This window comes from Arachnia propionica (assembly GCF_003932785.1).
Taxonomy (GTDB): domain Bacteria; phylum Actinomycetota; class Actinomycetes; order Propionibacteriales; family Propionibacteriaceae; genus Arachnia; species Arachnia propionica_B.
Window position 1 is genome coordinate 138,169 of sequence record NZ_RQYT01000001.1, and the last position, 18,565, is coordinate 156,733.

The window sequence follows — 18,565 nt, forward strand, 5'->3', positions numbered from 1 at the left end:
CAAGGCTACCCAAACGCCGACCTGCCCCGCTCGGGGAGATGCGCGGTGGCTCAGAGGACGCCGCGGGCCACCTTCACGACGTTGTCGACGGTGAACCCGAACTCCTCGAAGCAACGCGCTCCGGCCGCCGAGGCTCCGAAGTGCTCGATGCTCACCGAGGCCCCCTGGGCACCCACGTACTTGGCCCAGCCCATGGCGATGCCGGCCTCGATCGAGACACGGGCCGTCACCGACGCAGGCAGCACCTGCTCCCGGTACTCGTCGCTCTGCTGGTCGAACCACTCCTGGCACGGCATGGAGACGACCCGGGTCGGCACGCCCTCCTCCTCGAGCCTGGCAGCCGCATCGATGGCCAGGGAGACCTCGGAGCCCGAGGCGATGAGGATGAGCCTCGGCTCGGCGGAGGCCTCCTTGAGGATGTAGGCACCCGATGCCACTCCCTCGGCGGAGGCGAACTCGTCACCGCGGGGCACGGTGCGCAGGTCCTGGCGGGAGAGGATGATGCCGGCCGGGTGGTCGGTGCGGCGCAGGATCTCACCCCACGCGACGGCGGTCTCGTTGGCATCGGCCGGACGCACCACGTCGAGGTTCGGGATCGCGCGCAGCGAGGCGAGGTGCTCGATCGGCTGGTGGGTGGGCCCGTCCTCGCCGACCCCGATCGAGTCGTGGGTCCACACGAAGATCGAGGGCACACCCATGAGTGCGGCCAACCGGACCGGCGGGCGCATGTAGTCGGCGAAGACCAGGAAGGTGCCACCGTAGGCCCGGGTGAGCCCGGAGAGGTTGATGCCGTTGAGGATTCCACCCATGGCGTGCTCACGGATGCCGAAGTGCAGGGTGCGGCCGTACTCGCTGCCGGACCAGTCCTTCGTCTGTCGCGCGGCCGGGAGGAAACTCGGTTCGCCCTTCATCGTGGTGTTGTTGGAACCAGCGAGGTCGGCGGAGCCACCCCACAGCTCGGGAAGCTGGGGTGCCAGAGCGGTGAGGACCTCACCCGAGGCCTTGCGGGTGGACATCTTGCCCTCGTCGAAGACCGGGAGCTTGAGGTCCTCCGGGAGCTTGCGGGCGCGGGCTCGATCGAGCAGCGCCGCACGGTCCGGATGGGCGCTGCGCCACGCCTCGAACCGCTGATCCCAGGCCTTACGGGCCTTCTCACCCCTGGCCGCGGCGTTCGCGCGGGTCTTCGCGACGAGTTCCTCGTCGATCGCGAAGGGCTCCGGGTCGAAGCCGAGGCGCTTCTTCAGTGCGGCGACCTCATCGGCGCCGATCTTGTTGCCGTGCACGTCGTGGGAGCCGGCCTTGTTCGGCAGCGGCCACCCGATGATGGTGTTGAGCTTGATGATCGAGGGGCGGTCGGTGACCTCCTTGGCGGCCTCGATGGCGGCGAGGAGGGCGTCCATGTCCTCCTCGTACCGGGTGCCGCCCCGGGTCCAGTCAACCTCCTGGGTGTGCCACCCGTAGGCCTCGTGACGCGCCAGGACGTCCTCGGTGAAGGAGATGTTGGTGTCGCCCTCGATCGTGATCCGGTTGGCGTCGTAGATGACGATGAGGTTGCCAAGGTTCTGCGTCGCGGCGAGGGACGCGGCCTCGGCGGCAACCCCCTCCTGCAGGCAGCCGTCACCCACGAGGCAGTAGACGTGGTGGTCGAAGATCGACTTGCCCTTCGGCGCCTCCGGGTCGAACAGGCCACGTTCGCGACGTGCGGCCATGGCCATGCCGACGGCGTTGCTCACACCGGCCCCCAGCGGCCCCGTGGTGCACTCGACGAACTTCGTGTGTCCGTACTCCGGGTGGCCGGCGCACTTGGAACCCCACGTCCGCAGGGATTTCAGATCGTCGAGTTCGAGGTCGCACCCGGCGAGGTACAGCTGGCAGTACTGGGTCAGCGAGGCGTGCCCCACGGAGAGGATGAACCGGTCACGCCCCAACCACGTGTCGTCGGTGGGGTCGAGGTTCATGACCTTCTGGTAGAGCAGGTAGGCGACGGGGGCCAGGGAGATCGGGGTTCCGGGGTGGCCGTTGCCCACCTTCTCCACAGCGTCGGCGGCGAGGATTCGGGCTGTGTCGACAGCGCGCGAGTCCAGTTCGGTCCAGTCGAGGGTCATGTGTCTTCCTTAGGGATACCGGTGCGGGCTGCTGTGCCCGCGCGAAATACAGACTAGCGAATTGTTAGCGTAAACAATGGTCGGGGGTCAGAAGTCGACGATGTCGATGGTGGGTCCGGAGAACGGCATGAGCGTCGCCGGATCGACGACGTCGACGGGTTCCTCGGCCACGGTCTCGACCTTGGAACCGGGTACCACGGGACGGATGTCCTCGCCCAGCGCCTCCATCACGAGGCGTCGGATCTCGGAGCCACCCTCCGGATCATGGGTACGTATCTCTGCCATCTCGCTCCTTGGGTCTCAACTCAGCGGCGGTTTGTCCGACCAGGGGAACACGATCCACTGGTCAGTGCGTTTCCAACAGAAGTCGGGCTCCACGATGGTGGAGGGTTTGGTGTAGAGCACCGCACTGCGGACATCTGCCCCGAAGCCCCGCAGCAGCTTGACCACCAGGGCGAGGGTCCGGCCGGAATCGGCGACGTCATCGACGATGAGCAGCTGACGGCCGGCGATGGATTCGGTGTCGAGCATCGGGGCCAGCAGGACCGGGTCGGGCAGGGTCTGATTGACATCCGTGTAGAACTCGACGTTGATCGCATCCGTCAGCTTGATCCCGAGACGGTAGGTGAGCACCCCCGCCGGGATCATGCCGCCCCTGGCGATGGCGATGACGACGCTCGGTCTGAAGCCCGAGTCGTGGATCTGCTGCGCGAGTTCGTCGGTGGCGACACCCAGGCCGTCCCAGGTCAGGACCTCCTTGCCCTCGGTGTCGCTGCTGTCCGCGTGATAGGCCATGGCCGCATCCTACCCACGCGACGCGTTCACCCCAGATGCTGGGTGACGAACACCACGTCCAGCCATCGACCGAACTTGAACCCCACCTCCCGGAGCACACCGACCTCCTCGAAACCCATGCGGGCGTGGAAGGCGCGCGACGCGGCGTTCTCGGCGTCGAGCACCCCCACCATCGTGTGGACGCCGTGCCCCCGGGCGTGATCGAGCAACGCCCCCATGAGCATGCGCCCCGCCCCGGAGGCCCGATGCGGCGCGGCCACGTAGAGGGAGTGCTCGACGGTGTGCCGATACGCGTCCTTGTCGCGGAAGGGGCCGTAGTTGGCGTACCCGACGATCTCCCCATCCTTGACGAGCACGAGCACGGGATGGTTCCTGCTGCGGAGCCGCTCGAACCACTCGGTCCGTTCCTCCACCGTCACGGGCTCCAGGTCATACGAGGCCGTGGTGGCGACCCCGGCCTCGTTGTAGATCTCCACGATGCTGGGCAGGTCCTCCAGCCCGGCGGGTCGAATCGTCACAGCCATGGCCACCATCGTAGGGGCGTAGGCTCCTCGCATGGCCACTGACGACGACCTCCGCGCCGCGGGACTGCGCACCATCCACGGCGACACCGCCGAGGGCGCCGCTGTCGACCTGGGCGCGACGGTGCTGTCCTGGCGCCCCCGCGACCACGACGAGGTGCTGTTCGTGAGCCGCGAGGCGCTCGTGGCGCCGGGGGACGAGATCCACGGCGGCATCCCCGTGTGTGCGCCGTGGTTCGGGCGGGGGCGCGACGGCGTCACCGTGCCCCACATCCACGGCCTGGTCCGGTGGGTGCCGTGGCGGCTCGCCCGGGCCGACCCCGATCGCCTGGCCTGGGAGCTCCGGCAACACGACGTCGCACACCTCCCCGGGGCCGACGCCTACCCGGACGACCTCACCTACCGGCTGGAGGCACGGTTCGGCACCACCCTGGAGCTCAGGCTCACTGTGACCTCGCCGACAACCGCGTTCGTCCTGGACGAGGGCCTCCACGTCTATCTCCGGGTGGCGGACGTGACCGCCTGCCGGGTCGAGGGGCTCGAGGGGGCCACCTTCCGCGACTTCGCGACGGGGGCCGCACCGGACGTCGAACACGAGCCGGTCCGGTTCGGGCATCCCGTCGATCGGGTGTACCGCCACAGTGGCCCCGCCACCCTCGTCGAGGGAGACCGACGGGTGACCGTCTCGCAGGAGGGCGGCTCAAATGTCGTGGTGTGGAATCCGGGACCGGGCGTCGACCTCCTCGGATTCGGTGAGGACGAGTGGCGTTCCATGGTCTGCGTCGAGGTGGGCAACGTCCAGCAGGACGCGGTGGTCGTCGAGGCTGGTCAGCAGCACACCCTGACCCTACGCATCACGGTTGATAGCTGAGCAGGAGCCGGGCCGTGGCCTCGTCCGTGGCCAGCCCCGAGACCAGGCCGGTGCGGAGGACGGCGTGGAGGGCGGCCACCTTCTCCACCCCCCATGCGACGACGAGGGCAAGCCCCACATCGGCGAGACGTTCGGGTTCCATCGCGATGAGGCGGTCACACATCGGGTCCCTGACGTGTTCCCCGGAGGCGTTGAAGTAGTGACCCGCGATGTGCGCGACCGCCCCGCGTCGATGGACCTCCGCCGCCAGCCGGGGCGTCATCCACGGCTCCAGGATGGCACCGGGGTGGCCGCGGGGCCCGACCACTCCCACACCGGTGAGCGCGATGTCGGAGCGGGCCGCCAGCTCCAGGGTCGTCAACACGAGTTCCTCCTGCCGCATCGCCTGGGCCATCGCCGCCGAGCCCAGCACGAGCGGCACGGGCATCGGCCGGTAGGTGCCGCCGAGACGGCGGGCCATCCGTCGGCACAGTTCCGGGGAGTCCACCAGGTCGGCCCCCTCCCGGGCCAGCGACCCCACCATCTGGACGACGCTGCTGTACTGCCAGTGCCGCTTGGGCATGGCCTGCACCACTGAGGCGACCGACCTCCCGTTCGAGAGCGCCAGCACGGTGCGGTCGTGCCCGACCTCCGAGATGAGCGATGCAGCCACCGCGCCCACCGCCTCGCCGGGGCTCCGGTTCTCTGCGGCCGCGACGACGACCGTACCGAGCCCGAACCGCTTGGCGAGCTTCTGCTCCCAGGCGAACGCCTGCTCCATGGGGTGCTCGATGGTGATCCGCACCATGCCCCGTCGTCGGGCCTCCGTGAGCATCCGGGAGATGGTCGGCCTGGACCAGCCGAGCCGGTTCGCAATCTCCGCCTGGGACAGTCCCTCCAAGTGGTAGAGACGCGCCACCTCGAGGAGGCGCTGGGCCTGTTCACGACTGGTGGGGCGAGTCCCGAGGGCGCACATCTGTGCTTCTTTCCCGTTCTCCACGACGTCCGGAGTAACGATGGTTGCTTGTCAAAAGGTAATACTACGTGAGCCCACCAACCAGGGTGCACAGATGTTCAGAGGCGACCTTGGAACCCCCCTCCGGTTCACCCACCATGTGGATCACCGGAGGGGCCAACGGAGGCCCCCGGACACCGAGGAGGCACCATCATGAGAGTCCGCACGATCCTGGGCGATGTCGCTCCCGAGACACTCGGCGTCGTCAACGCTCACGACCACCTCATCCGCGTGGGAGCCGGAGAGGTCTACATCGACCCGGACCATCAACTCGATGACGTGGACAAGGCCGTTGAGGAGGCCACTCACTTCGTCACGGCGTCGAAGAACTGGGCCGCCGCCGGCACCGTCATCGACATGTGCCCGGCGAACTGCGGCCGTGATCTCGTCAAGCTCGCCGAGGTCAACCGCCGCGTGCCCGACCTGCACGTGGTGGCGGCCACAGGCTTCCACCGGGAACACGTGTACCTGGAGACCCAGTCCCACTGGGTGTCCCGCTACACCGTCGACCAGATCGCCGATCTGCTCATCGCGGACATCACCGAGGGGATCGACGCCAACGACTACTCCGGCCCCATCGTCAACCGCACGGAGTACAGGGCCGGTGTCATCAAGGTCGCGACCGCCTACGGCAAGATCACGAAGTTCGAACGCAAGTGCATGGAGGCGGCGGCCGCGGCATCGCTCGCGACGGGCGCCCCCATCAACACCCACACCACGTACGGCACCTGCGGGCTCGAACAGGCCCAGGAACTCATCAAGCTCGGGGTGGCGCCCGAGAAGATCGCGATCGGTCACATCCAGCGCAACGCCGACGTCTACTACCTCAGCCAGATCCTGGACACCGGCGCCTACCTGGAGATCGACGGCACCTACCGGATCAAGTACCAGCCCGACTCGAACCGCATCATGGAGCTGCGCGAACTCGGCGCGAAGGGCTACGGCCAGCGCATCCTGCTCGGCACGGACTCCGGGAAGCGCTCCTACCAGAAGGCCTACGGCGCGGTGACGGGGGTCGACTACAACCCCGCCGTCGACGGTCCGCGGATGATCGCCGAGGGCTTCGACCGGGCCTACGTCGAGGACCTGCTCATGTACAACGGGCAGCGGTTCTTCGCCTTCGTCGAGGACGACTGATGCGTCCCCGGTTGCAGGTCGCGGTGGACAACCCGGACCTGGTGCACGCCCTGTCGGCCCTGAACCGCGCCGAGCCCGCGGTCGACATCATCGAGTGCGGCACGATCCTCATCATCTCCGAGGGACTGCGCGCGGTGAGGACGATCCGCTCGCTCTACCCCGACCGGACGATCCTGGCGGATGTCCGCATCGCGGAGGCCGGGTCCCTCATCTCCCGCCACTGCTTCGAGGCGGGGGCCGACTGGGTCTCGTGCGTCGCGGGCGCCTCGCTGACCACCATCGACCAGGTGGTGCAGGTGGCGGCCGAGTTCGGCGGCGAGGTGCAGGTCGAACTCGGGGAGGACTACGACCCGACCCAGGCCCGGGCGTGGCGTGACCTCGGGGTCCAGCACGTCATCGTCAAGCGCTCCCGCGACCGCGAGGCGGCCGGGGAGCTGAGCTGGGGGCCGTCGGACCTGGCGCGGGTCGGTGAACTGGCGGAGCTGGGGTTCACGGTCACGATCACGGGCGGGATCGGCGTCGGCGAACTCGACACCTTCGCCGGCTACCCCGTCGGCGTGGTGATCGTCGGCCGCAACATCATGGGGGCCGACGATCCGCTGGCCGCCGCCCGCGCCTTCAAGGAGGCCATCGCCGAGGTGTGGCCATGAGTGACATCCAGCTCGGCATCTACGAGAAGGCCCTCATCGGGATCGAGGACTGGACGCGGTTCTTCGCCCAGGTCCCCGAGGCGGGGTTCAGCTTCGTCGACCTGTCGATCGATGAGTCACCGGAACGGGCAGCTCGGCTGGACTGGGACCGGGACATCCGACGCCGGGTCCGGCGGGCCGCCGAGGACACCGGAACCCGGATCGGGGGGCTGTGCCTCAGCCTCCACCGGAGGGTGATGCCGGGATCCAGGGATCCGGAGATCCGACGCCAGGCAGCCGAGGTGTACCGCAAGGGCATCCGCCTGGCCGCCGACCTCGGGGTCAGCGTCCTCCAGGTCGCCGGGTACTACGCCCACTACGAGGAACCCGACGAGGGGGCGCGGCAGCGCTGGATCGACTCCCTCATGGCGGCGCTGCCCCAGGCGGCCCACGAGGGGGTCATCCTCGCCGTCGAGAACGTCGACGGCACCGACATCACCTCGGTGCCCGACGTGATGGACATCGTCGACCTGGCGCGATCCCCATGGCTCCAGTGCTACCCCGACGTCGGCAACATCGCCGGTCACGGAGGAAGCTCGGGGCCCGAACTGGCGGCCTGCGAGGGTCATCTGGTGGCGCTCCACGTCAAGGACGTGCTGCCGGGTCAACCCCGTCGGGTGCCGTTCGGCACCGGCATCGCGGACTTCGACCAGGCCTTCGCGGAACTCCACCGCCAGGAGTGGTCCGGTCGCGTGATGTTGGAGATGTGGCACGACGATGCCCCGGATTCCCTGGACCGGTGCCGCGAGGCACGGCGATTCATCGAGGAGAAGGCGTCCAACGCAGGACTGAGGATCATCAAGGAGGAGCCATGATGTTGCAGGAACTCCGCGAGCAGGTCTGGAAGGGCAACCTGGCCCTCCCCGAGAACGGCCTGGTCGCCTGGACCGGCGGGAACCTGTCCGCCATCACCGAGGACCGGGACCTCATCGTCATCAAGCCCTCGGGCATGCTCTACCCGGAGATGCGCCCCGAGGACATGGTCGTCGTCGACATGACGGGACGGATCGTCGAGGGGGACCACGGCCCCTCGTCGGACACCGCGTCACACCTTGCGATCTACGCCGGGCGCGAGGACGTCGGCTCCGTGGTGCACACCCACTCCCGCTACGCGACCGCGTTCGCGGCCGTGGGGAAACCCATTCCCTGTGTCCTCACGGCCATCGCCGACGAGTTCGGGGGCCCTGTCCCCTGCGGCGGCTACGCCCCCATCGGGTCGGATGCCATCGGCAGAACCCTGTTGGCGGCCATCGGGGACTCCCCTGCCGTACTCATGAGGCAACACGGGGTCTTCACCATCGGACCAACCATCACCAAGGCACTGCAGGCCGCCGTCATGGTGGAGGATGTGGCCCGAACCGTTTTCGCTGCGATGCAGATCGGCCGGGTCGAAGAACTCCCGGCCGAGGAGATCAAGGCGAACCATGAGCGGTACACCCATCGATACGGAACCATCCATGCTTCCACCGGAGTGAGCAGGTGACAACAATGTTTGATTTGACCACCATCGGCGAGGGCCAGATCCGTCTGACGGTCCCTCAGGGCGAACGACTGTCCAACACGAGACAGCTCCGGATGACCGCCGCCTGTTCCGAGGCGAACGTCTCCGGGCTGCTCTCCCAACTCGGGCGCCGGACTTCCTGGTGCTCGGTCATGCCCGAATCCGACCTGGCGGAACGCTGCCTGTGCGAGTTCCGGGCCGTCGGCGTCGACATGAGCAACATGATCCGGGTGCCGGAGGGTCGCGTGGCCCTCTACTTCATGGAACCCGGCGAGCCGCCCATGCCATCCCGGGTCACCTACGACCGCCTCAACACGGCGTTCCGGGACATCAGCGTCGACGACGTCAACTGGGAGTCGATGCTCAACACGCGGCTGGCCTTCGTCACGGGCATCACCACCGCCCTGACCGAGAACACCGCCCGGGTCATCACCCATTTCGTCGACGCCGCACACGAACGCGGCATCGAGGTGGCCCTCGACGTCAACTACCGCAGCCTGCTGTGGGACCCCGACCAGGCGGATCGAATCCTGAGTCGGATCGCCTCGAAGTGCCGAATCATCTTCTGCTCCCGCAAGGACGCCGGGGTCCTGTGGGGGCTGGACGGAGCCCGGGCCGAGGTGTCCCGGCAGCTGAGGGAACGGTTCGGCGCCGAGCACGTCGTCTCCACGGACGGACACAACGGGGTCTACTACGCGGGTCCGAACGGCATCGAGGACCGCCCCGTCGAACTCGTCCCGGTCATCGACCGGCCGGGGGCGGGCGACTCCTTCGTCGCCGCGACGCTCCACGGCCACCTCGGCGGCGACATCGTCAAGGGCATCGACTACGGGCTGCGTGTCTCCAAGTACGCCCTGACCCACCACGGCGATCTCACGCTCATCACGCCCTCGGAGCTCGCCATCCCCACGACCACCGACATCATTCGTTGAGCGAGCCATCATGACCACAACACCTTCCGCCCGCCCGACGGCGAGCGAACTCATCGATTCCCGCCCACTCACGGGCAATCAGAAGAACCTCATCGCCCTGGTCATCGTCGCGAACATCGCTGAGTTCTTCGACATGTTCCTCATCGGCTTCGTCGTGTCGTTGCTGACGAAACCCTGGAACCTCACCGGGTTCGAGGCCGCCTGGATCCTCGGGGCATCCGGCGCGGGCACCGTGCTCGGCGCCATCCTGTGGGGCGCGCTCGCGGACCGGATCGGGCGCCGACGTTCCTTCTTCTGGTGCGTCGTCCTGTTCACCGTCTTCACGGCCCTCACCCTCCTCACCCCCGAGCGGGGCTGGATCATGCTGGCGGTCCTCAGGGTCATCGTCGGTGCCGGCGTCGGCGGCCTCAACATCACCTCCATCCCCTACGTCCAGGAGTTCGTCCCGGCGAAGCGCCGTGGCCTGTTGGCCGGCCTGGCGTCGGTGTTCATCCCGATCGGGCTGCTGCTCGGCGCCCAGGCCCAGCTGTGGTTGGGCGAACCGATCGGTTGGCGTGGCCTCATCGCGCTGGGTGCCCTGCCCATCTTCCTGCTGCTGTGGCTGCGCATGGTTCCCGAGTCACCACGCTTCCTGCAGTCCCGGGGGCGGGATGACGAGGCCCGGGCCGCCTACGCCTGGGCGCTGGAGATGCCCGTCGACGAGGTCGGTGACCTGCCCGACGTGGAGGAGACGAAGAAGTCCTCGCTCGGGGTCATCTTCTCCCGTTACCCGAAGGAACTCATCATCATCACGGTGGGATCGTTCAGCTTCATCCTGGGCTCCTTCACCGTCCAGTCGTGGGGGCAGACCCTCCTCAAGGACGGCTTCGGGTTCTCCGCCGCGATGGTGGGCGGCCTGTTCACCATCGTCTCGCTGGCCGATGTGGCGGGTCGGCTGGGGTCCGCCTGGCTGGCCGACCGGATCGGGCGACGCATGGTGATGCTCCTGTTCGGGCTCCTGGGAGCCGTGGGCTGCGTCATCGCGGCGACGACGGACAACGCCTGGGTGTTCTTCATCGGCATCGTCGTCACGATGACCTTCGGCGACGGCGCCTTCGGCATCCTCAACGCTTTCGGCGCGGAGCAGTTCCCGAACGAGGCCCGCTCCACCGGCCTCGGCCTCGGCTACGGGATCGGCGCCACGGCGAAGATCATCGGCCCCTTCCTCATGGGTTGGCTCATCGGCGGGGACGCCATCAAGCAGAACGTGACCCGCGATGCGGTCCCGCCCGCGTTCCTGCTCTTCGCAGCCCTCCTGGTGGTCGGCGGCATCACCTACCTCTTCGCCAAGGAGACGCGCAACGTCTCGCTGGAGAAGATCTGACGCGTCGACGGGTGGTGGGGCCTCGACCGGGATCGGGGCCCCACCACCCCGCGCGTCGCGAAGAAACCGGCCGGAGGTGGAAGAATCGGGAACGCCATGACCACGTTGACGGACCTGACCCCCACCGACCCCACCCCCGACGCACTGTTCGAGACCTTCACCGCCTGGGTGGAGGAGCAGGGGATCACGCTGTACCCCCATCAGGAGGAGTCGTTGCTGGCGATCCTGGCCGGGGACCATGCCATCGTCACCACCCCCACCGGGTCGGGCAAGTCCCTCATCGCGCTCGGCGCACACTTCGCCGCCCTCGCGGAGGGACGTCGCACCTACTACACCGCCCCCATCAAGGCACTGGTCAACGAGAAGTTCTTCGCCCTGTGCGACGCCTTCGGGGCCGACAACGTCGGGATGGTCACGGGGGACGCCTCCGTCAACGCCGACGCCCCTGTCATCTGCTGCACGGCGGAGATCCTCGCCAACCTGGCGCTCAGGGAGGGGCGCGGGGCGGAGGTCGGCCAGGTCGTCATGGACGAGTTCCACTTCCTCGCCGATCCGGACCGCGGCTGGGCCTGGCTGGTGCCGCTGGTCGAGCTGCCCCAGGCGCAGTTCGTCATCATGTCCGCAACGCTGGGGGATGTCACCCGGCTCGCCTCGGACCTGACCGACCGCACCGGGCGGGAGACCGCCGTGATCGGCGGCGTCACCCGCCCGGTCCCCCTCACCTACCGGTGGGCGCTCACCCCCATCCACGAGACGATCGCCGAGATCGTCGCCACCCATCAGGCTCCCGTCTACATCGTGCACTCCACGCAGGGGGCCGCGGTGGACCAGGCGACGGCCCTGCTGAGCCAGGGGGTGGTGCGCAAGGCCTCGGCGGCGGTACCCCAGGAACTGAAGGAGGCCCTGGCGGGATTCCCCTTCGCGGGTGGTTTCGGGCAGACGCTGGCCAAGCTGCTGCGTGGCGGGATCGGCGTCCACCATGCGGGGATGCTGCCCCGTTACCGTCGACTGGTCGAGCAGCTGGCCCAGCGGGGCCTCCTGGCGGTGATCTGTGGCACCGACACCCTTGGGGTGGGCATCAACGTCCCCATCCGCACGGTGCTGTTCAGTGCACTCACGAAGTTCGACGGGAGGCGCTCCCGAGTGCTGAGGAGCCGCGAGTTCCACCAGATCGCTGGGCGGGCGGGACGAGCAGGATTCGACACGCTCGGCAATGTCGTCGCCCAGGCACCCGAGCACGAGGTGGAGAACGCCCGGATCCTGGCGAAGTTCGAGGGGGACGAGAAGAAGCTCCGCTCCGTGCGACGGAAGAAACCGCCGGAGGGATTCGTCAACTACACGGAGGCCACCTTCACCAAACTCATCGAATCCACACCGGAGTCGCTGAACGGCAGGATGCGCATCACGCACGCGCTCCTGCTCAACCTCCTGCAACGCGACGAGGCGACGAGCACGGCAGTCACCCGACTCGTCGACGCGACCGGGGTGGATGGGAAGGCCCGCCGGGCCCTGCTGCGTCGAGCGGTCCAGCTCGGACGGTCCCTGCTACGGGCAGGTGTGGTGACCCGGCTCAAGGAGCCCACCCCCGGGGGGCGACGTCACGAACTCAACGTGGACCTGCAACGGGACTTCGCCCTCAACCAGCCCCTGTCCGCCTTCGCCCTCGCGGTCATCGAGACCCTGGACGACCAGTCCCCGGACCACGCCCTCGACGTCGTCTCGGTCATCGAGGCCACGCTGGAGGATCCACGCGTGCTGCTCCTGGCCCAGCAGTTCAAGGCGCGGGGCGAGGCGATGGCCGAGATGAAGGCAGATGGATGGGAGTACGACGAGCGGATGGAGGCCCTCGAGGAGGTGACCTGGCCGCAGCCGCTGGCGGACATGCTGGAGCAGGCCCACCTCGAGTACTCCGCCGCCCACCCGTGGCTGGTGGAGACGCCGGTGCATCCGAAGTCGGTGGTGCGGGACATGTACCAACAGGGAATGACGTTCGGTGAGTACGTCGCGCACTACAAGCTGCAACGCACCGAGGGGGTGCTGCTGCGGTACCTCACCGACGCCTACCGGGCGTTGCGGCAGACCGTGCCGGAGTCACTGCGCACCGAGGAACTCGAGGACCTCATCGACTGGCTGGGGGCCTCGACGCGACTGGTCGACTCGTCGCTGCTCGACGAGTGGAGCGAGTTGGCGAACCTGGCCGGACTCCCCGTCGAACAACGCGCGGAGGCCGCCCAGCCGGCCCGCCCCGTCACGGGCAACGCCCGTGCGTTCCGCGTGATGGTGCGCAACGCGATGTGGCGTCGGGTCGAGCTGTGCGCCGACGACGACGTCGAGGCCCTCGCAGCGTTGACGAGCGGGGACCCGATGACCCGGCGGCGTTGGGACGAGGCGCTCGGCGACTACTGGGACGAGCACGAGGACATCGGCGTCGGGCAGGACGCCCGCGGCCCGGCCTTCTTCGTCGTGGAGACGAAACGCGGCGGCAGGCTGTGGGAGGTGCGGCAGATCCTCGACGACCCCGCGGGCAACCGCGACTGGTCGATCCTCGCCACGGTGGATCTCGACGAGTGCGACGAGGCCGGGGAACTGGTGCTGCGGACCCTGGACCTCAGCCGCCTCGACGGCTGACCAGGGGATCATCACGGCTCCTCACAGCAGGTGCCGGATGCGGTGGGTGAACAGCGGGGACCAGTCGGGCTCCACGCGATGTGGATCAACGAACCGGACCTCCTCGATCTCGGCCCTGGGCCGGGGCAGGACCGAGATCGGGTGCGGGGCACGGAAGATGTCGGCGACGACGACGTGACCGGGCTCATTGGCCGCCGCCTCCCGCACCTGCCCCAACGGGATGAGGTCCCCGGCCGGGATGTGGATCCCGGTCTCCTCCGCCAGCTCCCGGGCCGCACACTGTGCTGGCTCCTCTCCCGGTTCGGGCTTGCCGCCGGGATTGAGGAAGCGGCTTGTCCCTCGTTTGCGGACCATGAGGACGCGGCCGTCGTCGTCGGTGATCAGGACCGCGCTGACCCGGATCTCGGGGGCAGGGCGAATCATGGTGCGGTGGGGGATCCCACCCTCGATGAACTCACCACCGACAGGAACGAAGCCGAAGCGTTCATAGAGGCCCATCACGGAGCTCTGCGAATGGATGACCACGGGTTCCGTGGCCACCTCGTCGAGGATGGCCGCCACCAGGGCGGCAGCGAGGCCCTCCCCCCGTCGATCAACACGCACCGCGACCCGCCCGAAGCTGGCCGTCGCCCCGCGCTCGGGGCGGGGCAGCCGGACGGATCGGGCATAGGCGGCCACACCCTCCTCATCGGGGATCCACCAGTGCCTCGTCGCCCCGCAGCGGTCGAGGTCGTCGAAGTCGGGGACGTCGACGCGTTGCTCGACGTAGAAGACCTCGTTGCGCAGCCGCGCGATCCCGAAGAACTCATCCACAGTGAGCTCGGCGAAGCTCCTCGAATCGATCCGCACCTTGTCTCCTCCCCGTCGGCGACATGCTACGCGGCCACTGGTTGGGCGCCCACGTACCATGGGTTGAGTCAACGAATCCCAGGAGTGATGACAGATGTCCGGCCTTTTCACCCTCATGCTGCTCATGTTCATGGTGGTGTTCGCCGTGGGTGTGCTGCGCACCCTCAGCGACCGCGACGAGGACCGGCAGACCATGTTGGTGAGCCCAAGGACCATGCCACCGCTCGGCGCCCCGGTGGATCCGCCGCTGTCCGATGCGGCGCGCTCCTCCCTCGACGCGGACATCACCCGCTTCGGGGACGAACTGCGTGACCTGGACCTCGACGTCGTCGGGTACGAGCTCGACGCTGCAGCCCAGGCGAAGTACACCGAGGCCTTGGACGCCTACGAGAACGCGAAGCAGGCGATGGCCATGGCCCGGTTGTCCTCCGACGCCGCCGCGGTCGCCCACATCCTGGAGGAGGGGCGCTACGCCATGGCCTGCGTCCGAGCCGGGGCACGCGGCGAGGAGATGCCGGAACGCCGTCCCCCGTGCTTCTTCGACCCGTCCCACGGCCCCTCGACCCGCAATGTCATGTGGACCCCGGACGGCGGCACGCCCCGCGAGGTTCCGGCCTGCGCCCTCGACGCAGCCCGGGTCAGCTCCGGCGCCAACCCCCACATCCGGATGGTGCAGCAGGGCTACCAGACGGTGCCGTACTGGCAGGACCAGGGACACGCCGCCTACACCCGCGGCTACTACCAGCCCTATGTGAACAACCCGCTCAGCGGCGGCCTCGTCAAGGGGGCGCTCATGATCGGCGGCATGTCGCTGCTCATGGGGTTGCTCGACGACTGAGCGGCCGCCTGACGACGGGTTCGCCTGCCCTGAGTGCGGTTTGCGCGCCAAGGCAGGCGAAACTGCTCGCCCGGGAGTGTGGCCGCGACCGTGCCACCCCACTCCGGTAGCCTTGCTCGCCGTATGTCCTCCTCTGCGTTCGAGCACCTCTCCCCCGCCTATCCCCAGCGCGCCGCCTGGGGCACGGCGCAGAGCCTGCGTGCCTGGCAGGTCGCGGCCCTCGACCTGTACGAGCGGGAGCAGCCCCGCGACTTCCTGTGTGTGGCGACCCCCGGCGCCGGGAAGACCACCTTCGCGCTGCGGGTGGCCCACCAGCTGCTGAGCTCCCGGACCGTGCGCCGCATCGTCGTCGTCACGCCCACCGAACATCTCAAGACCCAGTGGGCCGATGCCGCAGCCCGCGTCGGGATCCACCTCGACCCGGGGACGGGGGGCACCCGCCGCGGCCGTTCCAAGCAGTTCGACGGCTCGGTCGTTACCTACGCCGGGGTGTCGATCCGGGCCCACATCTACGAGGCCCTGTGCCATGACGTGCGGACCTTGGTGATCTTCGACGAGCTCCACCACGCCGGTGACGCCAAGAGCTGGGGGGACGGCATCCGGGAGGCGTTCAGCGCCGCCACCCGTCGGCTGGCGTTGACCGGGACACCGTTTCGCTCCGACGACAACCCCATCCCGTTCGTCACCTACGAGGAGACCGCCTCCGGGGTCAGGACCTCGCGGGCCGACTACACCTACGGCTACAAGGAGGCCCTCGCCGACCACGTGGTGCGGCCAGTCATCTTCATGAACTACGGCGGCCAGATGAAGTGGCGGACCCGCTCCGGGGAGGTGCTCGACGCGGATCTGGGTTCGATGCTCACGAAGGATCTCACGGCCCATGCGTGGCGGACGGCCCTGTCCCCCACCGGCGAGTGGATCCCCGCGGTGCTGCGGGCCGCGGACCAGCGGCTGACGCAGGTTCGCCGCACCCTGCCCGACGCCGGGGGCCTGGTCATCGCCACGAACCAGACCGTCGCCCGCGCCTACGCGAAGCTGCTCACCGAGATCACCGGGGCCAAGCCGACCGTGATCCTCTCTGACGACGCCAAGGCCGGCAAACGTATCGAGGAGTTCTCCGCCTCCGAGGACCGCTGGATGGTGGCGGTGCGGATGGTCTCGGAGGGTGTCGATGTGCCACGCCTGGCGGTCGGGGTCTACGCCACCTCCACCTCGACGCCGTTGTTCTTCGCCCAGGCTGTCGGTCGTTTCGTCCGGTCGAGGCGACGGGGTGAAGTGGCCACGGTGTTCCTCCCGACCGTGCCGGTCCTGCTGGCCCATGCCGCCACCCTGGAGCGGGCCCGGGACCACGTGCTGGGCCGCCCCCGCGGCGACCAGGAGGACCTCTGGGCCGAGACGGAGGCCCTCATCGAGGCGGCGAACCGCTCCGAGTCCGCCGCCGACGACCTGCTGGGCGAGTTCGAGGCTCTCGACTCGCAGGCCACCTTCGACCATGTGCTCTTCGACTCGCAGGCCTTCGGCATGCACGCCGAACCGACGAGCCAGGACGAGCTCGACTACCTGGGCCTGCCCGGCCTGCTCGAACCCGATCAGGTGAGCGCCCTGCTCGCCGACCGGCAGCGTCGCCAGATCCGACGGCGGGAACGCAAGGACCCGAAGTCGCAGCCCGAGGTGCCGCTGCACCGGGCGCTGGCCAGCCAGCGGAAGGAACTGAACTCATTGGTGAGCCAGCTGGCCCGCCTCGAGCAGCGCCCCCACAGTCACGTCCACGCCGACCTCAGGCGAGAGTGCGGTGGCCCGCCGCTGGCCCAGGCCACCACGGAGCAGGTGGCGGAACGCATCGCCCAGGCCCGGAAGTGGCTGCGGCGCTGATCAGAACTCGTTCATCTCCGCGTGATGTTTGTGGAGCCGCCTGGCCGCCTCCGCAAGCGACCCGGACATCGACGGGTAGACGGTGAAGCTGGAACTGAACTGGTCGACGGTGAGTCCCTGGCTGACGGCCACGGAGACGGAGTGGATGAGTTCCGAGGCGTTCGGGGCGACGACGACACCGCCGATGATGATGCCCGTGGTGGGCAGGCAGAGGAGCTTGACGAAGCCGTCGGTGAAACCCTGCATCTTGGCTCTGGCGTTGGGGGCGAGCGGCAGCAGCACCGAGGCGACCCGCACCGCTCCCGCGTCGACCTGCCGCTGCGACACCCCGACCGTCGCGATCTCCGGGGAGGTGAACACGTTGGAGGAGACGTTGCGGAGGTTGAGCGGGGAGACGGCGTCGCCCAGCGAGTGGTACATCGCGATGCGTCCCTGCATCGCAGCGACGGAGGCGAGGGCGAACACGCCGGTCACGTCCCCGGCGGCGTAGATGTTGCGCACCGAGGTGCGGGAGACCTTGTCCACCACGATGTGCCCCGACGCCAACAACTCGACCCCGGCCTCCTCCAGGCCCATGTCCGCCGTGTTGGGGATGGACCCGACCGCCATGAGGCAGTGGGAGCCGCGCACCTCGCGGCCATCGGCGAGGGTGACGACCACCTCGTTGCCGTCGGTCCGCGCGGCCATGGCGCGGGACTCGCTCATGACCTCCATGCCGCGGTCGGTGAAGGCCCGCTGCAGCACGTTGGCGGCGTCGGCATCCTCGCCGGGGAGAACCTGGCTGCGGGAGCTGACCAGGACCACCTCGACGCCGAGGGCGTCGTAGGCGGAGGCGAACTCGGCACCGGTGACGCCGGAGCCGACGACGATGAGCCGACTCGGCAGCTCCTCCAGGTCGTAGAGCTGCTTCCAGTTGAGGACCCGACGGCCGTCGCAGGGGGCGTCGGGCAGTTCCCTGGGGGTGGTGCCGGTGGCCACGAGGATGATGTCGGCGTGGAGTCGGTGCTCGCCGAAGGCCTCGCGGACGATGACGGTGTTCCTCCCGTCAAGACGCGCCGTGCCCTGGATGAGGGTGACGCCCTCATGGTTGAGTCGGCCCGCGATGTCCCGCGACTGGGCCGCGGCGAGGGAACGCACCCGCCCGTTGAGCTCCGCGAGGTTGACCTCGACGACGTTGGTGGCGTCGTTGCCCGGGAAGTGCAGTCCCAACGCACCGGCCCGCTCCATCGAACTCATGACCTCGGCTGCGGCGATCAGCGCCTTGGAAGGCACACAGTCGGTCAGCACCGCAGCACCCCCGAGACCATCCCGTTCGACCAGGGTCACCTCCCCTCCGAGCTGGGCCGCGACGAGAGCCGCTTCATATCCGCCAGGACCGCCACCGATGATCACTACCTTTGCCACTCGCTCATCTTGGCACAGCCCTTCCCGCGAGGCAGGAGCTCTGGCCATGTCCGACGAAGCGCCGAC

17 protein-coding genes are annotated in these 18,565 nt (G+C 68.6%); 10 read left to right on the plus strand and 7 right to left on the minus strand.

All coding sequences use genetic code 11. The features are described 5' to 3' along the window. Positions 1-50: 50 nt before the first annotated feature. From tkt to EII35_RS00660, 4 genes are all read right to left on the minus strand, one after another. A complete protein-coding gene (tkt, locus tag EII35_RS00645; protein WP_125226527.1) occupies positions 51-2,105 on the minus strand; it encodes a transketolase in 2,055 nt (684 codons plus the stop codon). A gap of 87 nt (positions 2,106-2,192) precedes the next feature. Next, positions 2,193-2,390, minus strand: coding sequence for a hypothetical protein (locus EII35_RS00650; RefSeq protein WP_125226528.1), 198 nt, complete (start codon positions 2,388-2,390; stop codon positions 2,193-2,195). A 15-nt stretch (positions 2,391-2,405) separates the two neighbouring features. Continuing rightward, positions 2,406-2,900, minus strand: coding sequence for a phosphoribosyltransferase (locus EII35_RS00655; protein WP_125226529.1), 495 nt, complete (start codon positions 2,898-2,900; stop codon positions 2,406-2,408). A gap of 26 nt (positions 2,901-2,926) precedes the next feature. Continuing rightward, the gene (locus EII35_RS00660; RefSeq protein WP_125226530.1) at positions 2,927-3,424 is read right to left on the minus strand and encodes a GNAT family N-acetyltransferase; all 498 of its coding nucleotides are present in this window, start codon (positions 3,422-3,424) and stop codon (positions 2,927-2,929) included. A gap of 31 nt (positions 3,425-3,455) precedes the next feature. Between EII35_RS00660 and EII35_RS00665 the strand changes: the two genes are divergently transcribed. Beyond that, the gene (locus tag EII35_RS00665) at positions 3,456-4,292 is read left to right on the plus strand and encodes an aldose epimerase family protein (RefSeq protein ID WP_125226531.1); all 837 of its coding nucleotides are present in this window, start codon (positions 3,456-3,458) and stop codon (positions 4,290-4,292) included. On the opposite strand, the gene EII35_RS00670 is transcribed toward EII35_RS00665, so the two are convergent. Beyond that, positions 4,276-5,247 carry a sugar-binding transcriptional regulator gene (locus tag EII35_RS00670; RefSeq protein WP_125226532.1) on the minus strand — a complete coding sequence of 324 codons (972 nt, stop codon included), beginning with the start codon at positions 5,245-5,247 and terminating at the stop codon, positions 4,276-4,278. The two genes, EII35_RS00665 and EII35_RS00670, sit on opposite strands and share 17 nt — an antisense overlap. Before the next feature lie 189 nt (positions 5,248-5,436). Between EII35_RS00670 and EII35_RS00675 the strand changes: the two genes are divergently transcribed. The 7 genes from EII35_RS00675 (at position 5,437) to EII35_RS00705 (ending at position 13,536) form a co-directional block, all read left to right on the plus strand. Beyond that, positions 5,437-6,423 carry a phosphotriesterase family protein gene (locus EII35_RS00675; protein WP_125226533.1) on the plus strand — a complete coding sequence of 329 codons (987 nt, stop codon included), beginning with the start codon at positions 5,437-5,439 and terminating at the stop codon, positions 6,421-6,423. Continuing rightward, entirely contained in the window at positions 6,423-7,073 is a 651-nt protein-coding gene (locus tag EII35_RS00680) for an orotidine 5'-phosphate decarboxylase / HUMPS family protein (protein ID WP_125226534.1), read from the plus strand. The genes EII35_RS00675 and EII35_RS00680 overlap by 1 nt, the downstream gene beginning before the upstream one ends. Further along, positions 7,070-7,927 carry an L-ribulose-5-phosphate 3-epimerase gene (locus EII35_RS00685; protein WP_125226535.1) on the plus strand — a complete coding sequence of 286 codons (858 nt, stop codon included), beginning with the start codon at positions 7,070-7,072 and terminating at the stop codon, positions 7,925-7,927. Before EII35_RS00680 ends, EII35_RS00685 begins: the two co-directional genes overlap by 4 nt. Next, positions 7,927-8,595 carry an L-ribulose-5-phosphate 4-epimerase gene (locus EII35_RS00690; protein WP_125226648.1) on the plus strand — a complete coding sequence of 223 codons (669 nt, stop codon included), beginning with the start codon at positions 7,927-7,929 and terminating at the stop codon, positions 8,593-8,595. Before EII35_RS00685 ends, EII35_RS00690 begins: the two co-directional genes overlap by 1 nt. A gap of 5 nt (positions 8,596-8,600) precedes the next feature. Beyond that, positions 8,601-9,545, plus strand: coding sequence for a sugar kinase (locus EII35_RS00695; protein WP_125226536.1), 945 nt, complete (start codon positions 8,601-8,603; stop codon positions 9,543-9,545). A 10-nt stretch (positions 9,546-9,555) separates the two neighbouring features. Next, on the plus strand, positions 9,556-10,908 hold the full coding sequence (locus EII35_RS00700) for an MFS transporter (protein WP_125226537.1): 1,353 nt from the start codon (positions 9,556-9,558) through the stop codon (positions 10,906-10,908). A 96-nt stretch (positions 10,909-11,004) separates the two neighbouring features. Then, positions 11,005-13,536, plus strand: coding sequence for a DEAD/DEAH box helicase (locus tag EII35_RS00705; RefSeq protein ID WP_125226538.1), 2,532 nt, complete (start codon positions 11,005-11,007; stop codon positions 13,534-13,536). A 21-nt stretch (positions 13,537-13,557) separates the two neighbouring features. On the opposite strand, the gene EII35_RS00710 is transcribed toward EII35_RS00705, so the two are convergent. Next, entirely contained in the window at positions 13,558-14,385 is an 828-nt protein-coding gene (locus EII35_RS00710; protein WP_185744087.1) for a GNAT family N-acetyltransferase, read from the minus strand. A 94-nt stretch (positions 14,386-14,479) separates the two neighbouring features. On the opposite strand from EII35_RS00710, the gene EII35_RS00715 reads away from it, so the two are divergent. Both EII35_RS00715 and EII35_RS00720 read left to right on the plus strand, forming a co-directional pair. Next, entirely contained in the window at positions 14,480-15,223 is a 744-nt protein-coding gene (locus tag EII35_RS00715; RefSeq protein ID WP_185744088.1) for a hypothetical protein, read from the plus strand. Between the two features lie 123 nt (positions 15,224-15,346). Next, the gene (locus EII35_RS00720) at positions 15,347-17,095 is read left to right on the plus strand and encodes a DEAD/DEAH box helicase (RefSeq protein WP_125226541.1); all 1,749 of its coding nucleotides are present in this window, start codon (positions 15,347-15,349) and stop codon (positions 17,093-17,095) included. Here the strand turns inward: EII35_RS00720 and EII35_RS00725 are convergent, their stop codons facing one another. Continuing rightward, positions 17,096-18,499 (minus strand): NAD(P)H-quinone dehydrogenase, encoded by a 1,404-nt coding sequence (locus tag EII35_RS00725; protein WP_221739636.1) that lies wholly within the window; start codon positions 18,497-18,499, stop codon positions 17,096-17,098. Positions 18,500-18,565: the final 66 nt, after the last annotated feature.